This window comes from Aliifodinibius sp. S!AR15-10 (genome assembly GCF_031569985.1).
Taxonomy (GTDB): domain Bacteria; phylum Bacteroidota; class Rhodothermia; order Balneolales; family Balneolaceae; genus JAMQKA01.
Map to the genome: position 1 here is coordinate 44,396 of NZ_JAMQKA010000041.1, position 10,006 is coordinate 54,401.

Genomic DNA, 10,006 nt, shown 5'->3' on the forward strand with positions numbered 1-10,006 from the left:
TACAACCAACCGGATAGCATTATGAATAAGTATTTAAGAATATTCACGATTGTAATGATGGCGGGCTTGGTGGCTTCCTGTTCAGACTTTCTGCAGGAGGAAGTGAAAACCCAGGTTAGTAATACCCGCTACAATACGCCTGAAGGTTTTAATGAAGCAGTAAACTCCACCTATTCCTACATCCGAACCTTCTACGGGACGGAAGAGGGAATGACAGCATCCGTATTCGGTACGGACACCTACCGTGAGGGTGCTGATGGTGACTTTAAAGCTATGAACCGCTACAGCAACGAGTTTGACTCCTTTTCTTATCCTATGGAGTCAATCTGGCGAAACATGTACCGGGGCATTAATATTGCCAATACGGTAGTAGCCCGTTCCGAAAGCGTCGAAGGATTGCCCGGCGATGAAGTAACCCGAAGGACGGCCGAAGTTCGCTTCCTGAGGGCCCACTTTTACTTTATCCTGGTTCAGTACTTTGGACCTGTGCACCTGACGACAGAGGAGACCGAAGGAGTTGAGCTCCAGGCGTCTCGTGCACCTGTCGCTGATGTGTATGGCCAGATTATTTCAGACCTGGAATTTGCAATGAACAATCTTCCGGCAGAGCCTGAGCAATACGGAAGAGCAACCAAGCCGGCTGCCGAGCATCTGCTGGCAAGGGTCTATTTAACGAAAGCGACATCTGATGCAGCTGAATCCAGTGATTACCAGATGGCTGCTCAACTGGCGGAAACGGTTATTGACAATTACAGTTTCCAGCTTCTTGATGATTATGCCGATATCTTTGAGGTTGGAAATGAGCAAAATGCCGAAGTTGTATGGGCAGTACAATATTCTGAGAATCCGCTAGTAAACGGTACACCGGACCATGACCTGTTCCGTGGCGGTAACTCTGCACACTTGTATTTCAATTTCCCGTATGACCAGGAACCGGGTCTTTTCAGAACCGTTGAGTTCGGGCGACCTTTCCGTCGTTTCCGTCCCACGCTCTTCACTACCCAAGAGATGTTTAACCTAGATGACAGGGATACCGATTCACGTTACAAGAAGACGTTTAAAGATGCATTCCGCGTGATCGATCCAGGAAACTACTCCAATGTGGATGGTGTAGATGTTACATTTGCTGAAGGTGATACGGCTATTTGGTTCCCTGGATTCAATATGCCGTTATCTGAGCAGCAAACCTACAACATGCAGGTCATCACGCCAGAGGAATATAACTTCATTAACTTTCCCCCACTTTGGAAGTTTATGGATCCCAACCGGGCAAGTGTGAACGAAACGGGCGGTTCCAGGGATTGGATGGCGTTCCGTTTAGCCGAAACACACCTGATTGCGGCAGAAGCCTATTTCTACATGGATGGAGCTAGTTCACCAGATGCCATAGCACACCTGAATGCCGTCAGGGAGCGTGCAGCCTGGCCGGGTGAAGAAAACAATATGACTTCAACCACGGCTACAAGCCTGCAGAATGAGGGCATCGATTTTATATTGGATGAACGGGGTCGCGAGTTGCTTGGCGAGCAGTTACGCTGGTTTGATCTAAAACGGACTGGCAAGCTCGTTGAGCGGACTACCGCCCACAACCCCGATGCCGTTCCACCAATCGGCGGTCTCGAGGAGTTCCACAACCTACGACCAATACCTCAGTCTCAAATTGACTTGACTGAAGGCGGAGAACAATCTTTTCCCCAAAATCCCGGATACTAGTTAACGCGGGAAATACATGACATGAGTGGCAAGTCCCTATGCTTGCCACTCTATGTCATTTTAAGTACATACAAAGGATTGGCAAATCATTTTACACCACGACGGTTTTACAAACTATGAGTAAGTCAGACGACAATCGTATTAACAGAAGGGAATTTTTGACTAAGTCAGCCATTTTATCGGCTGGTATTACAACAGGCATAAGTGCCCAAAGCTATGGCAATATTTTAGGAGCCAATGATAAAGTGCGAGTAGGAATCGTTGGCTTCTCAAATAGGGCCAAAGGCTCACTGATTCCTTCATTCTTGGACCATTCCGGGGAATTGAATTTTGAGATAGTTGCTGTTTCTGATATTTGGAACAAGCGTCGAAATGAAGGCGCGCAATTTATAAAAGAGCAGTCTGGCAAAGGGGTCGCACAAGCCCGTAATAACGAAGAGTTATATGAGAAGCATGATCTTGATGCGGTTATTATAAGTACTGCAGACTTTCAGCATGCCCTGCACTGCAAGCAGGCTGTTGAGGCCGACTGTGACGCGTATGTTGAAAAGCCGTTTGCGGAGACAATGGAAGACAACCGAACAGCGCTTAAGGCCGTTGAGCAAAGTGATAAGATTATACAAATAGGTTCGCAAAGGCGAAGCGGACGCAATTACCATGCGGCAGCCGATTTCATTCATGCTGGGAAATTCGGCGATATTGTAAATGTGGAAATGACCTGGAATGTAAATCAGCCGGGTCGATGGCGGTTGCCTGAGTTAACAAAGCAGATTCGCGAAGAAGATACGGACTGGCAACGGTACTTGATGAATCGTCCGTATGAACCATGGGATCCGCGAAAGTACCTGGAGTATCGCCTGTTTTGGCCTTATTCATCCGGAATTCCCGGGCAGTGGATGTCCCACCAAATTGATACCGTTCACTGGTTTAGTGGACTGCCCCATCCCAGGAGCGTATCGGCCAACGGGGGCATATACCTATGGAAAGATGGTCGTGAAAACTATGATACCATGACTGCTGTATTTGATTACGGTCCCCTGGATGACAAGTCTGAAGGGTTTCAGGTGGTCTATTCTTCACGATTCACCAACTCTGCCGGCGGCGTTAAGGAGATCTACTATTCCAACGGCGGGGAGCTAAATCTTGAAACGAATAAAGTCACTCCCAATGGCGGGTTGACGGAGCATTATGCCTCTGCAATGGGGATGGAACCTAATCTGTTGGAACAGCAATCCCTTTCTGATGCAGCCGAGGCTGCAACCAGTGCCAACACAGGTGTGGATAGTATGACTTCAGCTCACATGAGAAATTGGATGGAATGTGTAAGGAGTAGAAAAGAGCCTAATGCTGGGGTCCGCGCAGGTTATAATCATTCAATTGCCAACATCATGACCACAGCTGCCCTTCGCACGGGTGAGTATGTAGCATTTGATGAGGAAAACCAAGAAGTACTGGCAGGTGGAAATGTGTTCAAATATTAACTATTAAATAAGTCTCTTTCACTGGGTACAGTTAAAAAAATTATAACCAAACCGATCGTGCCTGCGATATCACGCCTCATACATATTAGTCTTGTTTTTATAATCCTATTTTTTGCTGCATTTGCTAATGCTGACTATGGAAAGGAGAACTCAATTAAACTGCTAAATCACCCGGATGAAAAACGGGTAGATGTACTGTTAAACGGTAAGCTTTTTACCTCCTATCTTTATACTGAAACGCTAAAAAAACCCGTGCTCTACCCTCTTAAAACAGAAAGCGGAAACTTTGTCACGCGTGGATACCCCCTTGATCCACGTGCAGGGGAACGAGTCGACCATCCTCATCACGTAGGTTTATGGTTCAATTATGGAGACGTGAACGGACTGGATTTTTGGAATAATTCAAATGATATTCCGGCTGGTGAGGAAGAAAATTATGGCACCATTGTCCATAAAGAAATAAACAAGCTCGAAAGTGGACAGGATGAAGGTCGCCTGGGGGTGACCATGGAATGGAACGGTCCTGATGGAGAAGCGATCCTGCGGGAAAATACGATGTTCATTTTTCGTCATTCCGGTAATAAAAGAATCATAGATCGAATAACCACACTCCAGGCACTTGATAGTGAAGTCTCATTAAAAGACAATAAAGAAGGTCTTTTGGGCATCAGGGTCGCCCGGCAGCTGGAACACCCCTCTGATGAACCGGTGCTTCTGACTGATTCTTCCGGAGAAATAGCCTCACAGTCTAAAGTCAACAATGCAGGTGTCTCAGGAAATTATTTGAGTAGTGAGGGAGCTGAAGGTTTAGATGTTTGGGGTACGCGTGCCCGCTGGATGATGTTATCGGGCCGGGTTGAAAATGAAGAGGTTTCACTCGCCATCCTGGACCATCCCGAAAATGTTGGATTTCCAACATACTGGCATGCAAGGGGCTACGGCCTGTTTGCAGCCAATCCGCTGGGGCAGGAGGCATTGAGTGGTGGAGAAGAGATCTTGAATTTTGGACTGCCGGCCGGAGACCCTGTTACGTTTCAACATCGTATTATAATCTACTCCGGGAAGCAAGCCACAAGCGAACAGGTGGAGGCAGCCTGGAATCAATTTGTAAATGCTCAGAATTAGGTGATGTACTGAAACCACCTGAATTTTCTAAAATGAGATGCGAACCAGGTTCCATCTCAGAATATCAATGTTAAACAACCAAATAAGAGTAAACAGATGGAAATATCAGACTTAAATGAAACTGAAGGCCGTACATTTCCTGCACGACGTCTTACCAAAAATATTGTTGGGGGATCTTCCAATCTACAGGCTGAAAATTTTAGCTTGGGTATTGTAACACTGGAACCCAATGGAGGACAAGTACCCTGGCACAATCACGAACAGGAAGAGATCTATATGGTCCTGGATGGGACCGGTGAAATATGCGTAGGTTCAGAAAGACAAGAAATACATTCAGGGCAAACGGTGTATATCCCTTCTAATGAGTTTCACCAGCTGACAAATATTAGTGACACACCGCTGAAATTTGTCTACTGCTATGGTCCAGCGGGCGATGTAGCTCACTGGAAGCAAGAGCTGAAGGGTACACTCCCCAAGGAGGGAGTAGATGTGCCATCGCTGCCTGAAGGAGCACAACCCCAGTGCACTGAGCCAGCAGAAGAGTACAAATAAAGAATAATATTAAACATTTTAACTGATAAGATGAGCGACGATCTAAAGACACATACCATAGGTATTATAATGAACGGCGTTACTGGCCGTATGGGAATGAATCAACATTTGCTGCGATCCATTATTCCAATAATGGAGCAGGGCGGGGTGAAAATCAGCGCTGATGAAGTAATTATGCCCGACCCGATACTGGTGGGACGAAATGCAGCAAAGCTTGAGAAGTTGTCAGAACAGACCGGGATTGAAAAATGGACGACCGATCTTGACAAGGTGTTGGCAGACGATGATTACCAAATATATTTCGATGCCCTGCGCACCGACCTTCGTCCGGATAATATTAAAAAAGCGGTGGCTGCCGGGAAGCATATCTATTGTGAGAAGCCAACTGCACTTAACACGCCGGATGCCGTAGAACTGCACGAAATTGCCGAAGAAAAAGGTGTAAAGCACGGGGTGGTGCAGGATAAACTCTGGCTGCCGGGCCTGGCAAAACTCAGACAACTCAGGAAGCAGGATTTCTTTGGTAAAATTCTATCTGTAAAAGCTGATTTCGGGTACTGGGTTTTCGAAGGTGATACCATCCCTGCTCAGCGGCCTTCATGGAATTACCGCAAGGAAGACGGCGGGGGCATTATCCTGGATATGTTCTGCCACTGGCGGTATGTTCTTGACAATATTTTTGGGGAAGTGCAGCGCGTTTCTTGCCTGGGTACTACCCATATTGACAAACGGTATGATGAGAAAGGTGAGGAATATGAGGCTACCGCGGATGATGCAGCATACGCCATCTTTGAGCTGGAGGAGGGTATTGTAGCACAATTTAACTCCTCATGGACTACCCGCGTCCGGCGCGATGACCTGGTAACATTCCAGGTGGACGGTACCAAGGGATCAGCCGTTGCCGGCCTGCGAAAAGCTTGGATTCAGCCCCACTCAGCAACGCCAAAGCCTGTGTGGAACCCGGATGTGGATTCCGATCACGATTTCCATGAAGATTGGATCCTCTTACCGGATCAGCAGGAGTTTGACAATGCATTCAAAATACAGTGGGAGCTTTTCCTGCGTCACGTTGTTAAGGATGAGCCATTCCGATGGAACCTTCTGGAAGCGGCCAAAGGCGTGCAGCTTGCTGAAATTGGCTATGAGGCATCCGAAAAGCGGGAATGGATCGACGTTCCTTCACTTACCTGAAAAGATTAAATACAAAAATGGAGTTAATGGATATAAGCGAAAAGTTGGACATTCAAACTCTCAAACAGCCTCTTGAAAATTTTTGGGACCTCTCGGCACAGAAAATACGACTGATCAGGGATGAGTATGATCCATCCCAGGGATCGCCTGTCTTTACTGTGGAGGGGAAGTATACCACCCGCGGTTGGACTGAGTGGACCCAGGGGTTCCAGTTTGGTTCCGAAATTATTCAGTTTGACGCCACCGATGAGGAGGAGTTTCTGGAGTGGGGACGCGAGGCAACGGTACAAAAAATGGCCCCTCACATTACTCATATCGGGGTCCATGATCATGGCTTTAACAATGTTAGTACGTATGGTGCATTGCGCCGTTTGCTCAGCGAGGGGCGTTTTGAAGCTGAAGATTGGGAACAGGAGTTTTATGAGTTGGCACTTAAATCCACTGGTGCGGTGCAGGCAGCACGCTGGACGGAAACAGCAGATGGAGGAGGTTTTATCTACTCTTTTAATGGACCACACTCGTTGTTTGTGGATACCATCCGTACGGTGCGCGCATTGGCACTGAGTTACCGTCTGGGGCATCTGCTCTATGGTGAGCATGATCAACAGATTTCCCTGCTTGAGCGCTTAGTAGAGCACGCCCGGTCTACGGCACAGTACAGTGTCTACTATGGGGAGGGTCGCGATGCTTATGACATTCGCGGACGGACTGTCCATGAGGCCGTTTTTAATACGAATGACGGGCAGTTCAGATGTCCTAATTCACAACAGGGATACTCCCCCTTCACTACCTGGACACGTGGACTCTCCTGGGCGATGTGCGGTTTTGCCGAGCAGCTTGAATTCCTGGAAGAGGTAGATAAGCAAGACTTGGAGCCGGTGGGCGGATATGCAGAAGTGCAAGAGATGATGCTGAAAGCAGCCCAGGCCACCTGTGATTTCTATATTGAGCATACTTCGCTCGATGGGATTCCCTATTGGGATACCGGGGCCCCGTTACTCCATAAACTGGGTGATTATACCGAGAAACCCGCAGATCCCTACAACGAATATGAGCCGGTCGATAGCTCCGCCGCCGCGATTGGAGGACAGGGCTTGTTGCGGCTGGGGCATTACCTGAAAGAACAAGGCCGCGAAGATTCGGGAGAACAATATTGGCAGGCCGGTCTGGCAGTTACACGTACCCTGCTGGATGAGCCTTACCTCAGCACCAGTGAGGACCACCAGGGACTATTGCTTCACTCCGTGTATCACCGACCCAATGGCTGGGATCATATTCCCGAGGGACAAAATATTCCCTGCGGTGAATCGAGCATGTGGGGTGATTACCATATGCGGGAATTGGCTCTGTACGTCACGCGGGTCTTGAGTGATGATCCCTACTACACATTTTTTAATGGTATAAAAAAAAGTGATTGATAATGAAACCAGTTGCATTTGTAACCGGGGGCTCCCGGGGTATAGGACTTGGAATTTCTAAACAACTCTGTGAAAATGGATATGATGTCGCCATCAATGGCGTACGAGGGAAAGATCAGGTTCAGGATGTGCTTGATGAATTGCGGTCTACCGGTGCAGATGCCATTTATTGTCAGGGAGACATACGATCTTCTGACGACCGCGAGGCGATAGTCGACAAATTGCGGTCCCACTACGGCAGGTTGAACGTACTGGTAAACAACGCCGGTGTGGCACCCAAAGAACGTCTTGATCCCCTTAAAGCCACAGAAGAAAGCTACGACCGGGTGATGGGCATCAACCTGAAAGGACCATACTTTTTGACACAACGTATTGCCCGGTGGATGGTAGAACAAAAGGAGGGGGACGACGCCTTTTCCGGTACCATTGTCACTGTAGGCTCAATATCGGCTACGGTGGTATCGCCCAACAGGGGAGAGTACTGCATTTCCAAGGCGGGGTTGGCAATGCACAGCAAAATTTGGGCTGTGCGTCTTGCCGAATACGATATTAATGTGTATGAAGTACGTCCCGGTGTGATCAAAACCGATATGACATCGGGCGTCCAGGAAAAGTATGACCGCCTGATCGCCGATGGCTTGACAGTGCAGCAGCGCTGGGGATACCCTGAAGATCTGGGCAAGGCGGTGCTTTCACTGGCAGATGGTAATTTTGCTTATTCAACTGGAGAGGTAATAATGGTGGATGGTGGTTTAACCATTCCGCGCCTCTGATTTGCTACTCTTAGATGGGATGATGAATTAACTACAGAATAAAACGGGTTTGAAATGAGTAACACATTCGATGAACAAACGGAAAAATTAGAAAAACAAAGTCAAAGCCACGCTTTTGCAGGGGAACCTGAAGAGGCTCCTGTAGAACTCAAAAAATGGATCGGGTTTGTAGGAGGCTTGGTGCTGTTTTTGTTAATGGTACTATCAAGTTCACCTGAAGATCTTAGCCTTGCCGGGTGGCGGACCGCTGCTGTTGCGGTTCTCATGGCAACCTGGTGGGTGACCGAGGTCATACCTATCGCGGGGACGGCGATGATACCGTTGGTGCTGTTTCCTTTGCTTGGGATAACCGGTATTGAAGAGGCCGCAGCTCCCTACGCCGATCCCATGATCTACCTGTTCCTGGGTGGTTTTATTATTGCAATCGCCATGCAGCGATGGGACCTGCACCGGCGCATTGCGCTTAATATTATTAGTGCCATCGGGTCGAAGCCCCGAAATATCATCTTTGGATTTATTGTTGCTTCCGCATTTATGAGTATGTGGGTGAGTAACACGGCGGCCACCATGTTAATGCTGCCGATCGGTCTTTCGGTGATTGCACTAACCAAAACAGGCACGGAGGATCCCAAGGAGCTGGCCCAGTATGGCAATTTTGCCGTGGCCTTGATGCTTGCTATTGCATACGCGGCAAATGTGGGAGGACTTGGTACCGTGATTGGGACGCCCACCAACGCACTGATGATCGCCTTCGTCCAGGACGCCTACGGGATGGAAATCAGCTTTGTTCAATGGATGAGCCTCGGTATTCCGGTTGTGATATTGGGACTACCGGTCATTTTCTACACTCTTTCGAACATTGTATTCCCAATTAAATTTGATACTCTGCCGGGAGGCAAGGAATATATCGAGGAGGAGATGGAGCGATTGGGCAAAATTAGTCGCCCTGAGGTGATGGTGGCTGTAGTATTCGCCATGGTCGCCCTGCTCTGGATCTCCCGTCCACTGATTGAACAGTTTGTACCTGCACTTTCTGATGCTAGCATTGCAATCTTTGGTGCCTTATTGCTGTTCATTATCCCCGTTGATCTGAGCAGCGGAACGTTCCTGATGCGGTGGAAAGAAGCGGAAGAGATTCCCTGGGGGGTGCTCATCCTGTTTGGTGGCGGCCTTTCCCTTGCGGGGGCTATACAGCACACTGGTCTGGCTGAATGGGTTGGCGGTTATTTTGAAATTCTCGGAGGCTGGCCGGTCATTTTGATCTTATTTATTATATCCGGAATTATCATCATGTTTACGGAGCTGGCCAGTAACTCGGCAACGGCTGCTGCTTTCCTGCCGGTGATCGGTTCGGTAGCCATAAGCATTGGGCAGGATCCACTGTTGTTTGCCGTACCGGTAACGATGGTCGCCAGTTGTGCTTTCATGCTTCCTGTGGCAACACCACCCAATGCCATTGTCTACGGTAGTGGTGTCATGAGTATTCCGCAGATGACGCGCGCAGGACTTGTGCTGAACCTGTTTTTTGCTATGCTAATCACCGTGTTGACCTACTTCCTTTTCACTATATTCCTCGGTATAGATATCGGGGTGGTTCCTGAAGGTATAAGTTCACTTTTAACCATTTACTAGTACTTAATTTCAAAAATTATAGTAATTATTAGCTGGGGACATCGTATATTCCCTCCAACCCTCAATTAAACGCTCATGAATGTTGCCCCAACGATAGAACTAACTCCCGACCAGCGTCAGC

Annotated in this window: 8 protein-coding genes; all 8 read left to right on the forward strand. The window is 48.1% G+C overall.

Annotated features, from left to right (window positions below):
* Positions 1 to 21: 21 nt before the first annotated feature.
* The 8 genes from NC796_RS20100 (at position 22) to NC796_RS20135 (ending at position 9,885) form a co-directional block, all read left to right on the forward strand.
* Positions 22 to 1,713, forward strand: a complete 1,692-nt coding sequence (locus tag NC796_RS20100; protein WP_310687169.1) for a RagB/SusD family nutrient uptake outer membrane protein — start codon at positions 22 to 24, stop codon at positions 1,711 to 1,713.
* Between the two features lie 116 nt (positions 1,714 to 1,829).
* Entirely contained in the window at positions 1,830 to 3,194 is a 1,365-nt protein-coding gene (locus NC796_RS20105; protein ID WP_310687175.1) for a Gfo/Idh/MocA family oxidoreductase, read from the forward strand.
* A 57-nt stretch (positions 3,195 to 3,251) separates the two neighbouring features.
* A complete protein-coding gene (locus tag NC796_RS20110; RefSeq protein ID WP_310687177.1) occupies positions 3,252 to 4,319 on the forward strand; it encodes a PmoA family protein in 1,068 nt (355 codons plus the stop codon).
* 96 nt (positions 4,320 to 4,415) lie between these two features.
* A complete protein-coding gene (locus NC796_RS20115) occupies positions 4,416 to 4,871 on the forward strand; it encodes a cupin domain-containing protein (protein ID WP_310687178.1) in 456 nt (151 codons plus the stop codon).
* Positions 4,872 to 4,901: 30 nt separating this feature from the next.
* Positions 4,902 to 6,062, forward strand: coding sequence for a Gfo/Idh/MocA family oxidoreductase (locus NC796_RS20120; protein WP_310687180.1), 1,161 nt, complete (start codon positions 4,902 to 4,904; stop codon positions 6,060 to 6,062).
* 26 nt (positions 6,063 to 6,088) lie between these two features.
* Positions 6,089 to 7,480 carry a hypothetical protein gene (locus NC796_RS20125; RefSeq protein ID WP_310687182.1) on the forward strand — a complete coding sequence of 464 codons (1,392 nt, stop codon included), beginning with the start codon at positions 6,089 to 6,091 and terminating at the stop codon, positions 7,478 to 7,480.
* A 2-nt stretch (positions 7,481 to 7,482) separates the two neighbouring features.
* A complete protein-coding gene (locus tag NC796_RS20130; protein ID WP_310687183.1) occupies positions 7,483 to 8,253 on the forward strand; it encodes a 3-ketoacyl-ACP reductase in 771 nt (256 codons plus the stop codon).
* Positions 8,254 to 8,307: 54 nt separating this feature from the next.
* Positions 8,308 to 9,885 (forward strand): SLC13 family permease, encoded by a 1,578-nt coding sequence (locus NC796_RS20135; protein ID WP_310687186.1) that lies wholly within the window; start codon positions 8,308 to 8,310, stop codon positions 9,883 to 9,885.
* The last annotated feature ends 121 nt before the right edge of the window (positions 9,886 to 10,006 follow it).

Excerpts from the sequence above, each read along its gene's own strand:
- NC796_RS20100 (WP_310687169.1), top strand. The coding sequence starts at position 22 with ATGAATAAGTATTTAAGAATATTCACGATTGTAATGATGGCGGGCTTG.
- NC796_RS20105 (WP_310687175.1), top strand. The coding sequence starts at position 1,830 with ATGAGTAAGTCAGACGACAATCGTATTAACAGAAGGGAATTTTTGACT.
- NC796_RS20115 (WP_310687178.1), top strand. The coding sequence starts at position 4,416 with ATGGAAATATCAGACTTAAATGAAACTGAAGGCCGTACATTTCCTGCA.
- NC796_RS20120 (WP_310687180.1), top strand. The coding sequence starts at position 4,902 with ATGAGCGACGATCTAAAGACACATACCATAGGTATTATAATGAACGGC.
- NC796_RS20125 (WP_310687182.1), top strand. The coding sequence starts at position 6,089 with ATGGATATAAGCGAAAAGTTGGACATTCAAACTCTCAAACAGCCTCTT.
- NC796_RS20130 (WP_310687183.1), top strand. The coding sequence starts at position 7,483 with ATGAAACCAGTTGCATTTGTAACCGGGGGCTCCCGGGGTATAGGACTT.
- NC796_RS20135 (WP_310687186.1), top strand. The coding sequence starts at position 8,308 with ATGAGTAACACATTCGATGAACAAACGGAAAAATTAGAAAAACAAAGT.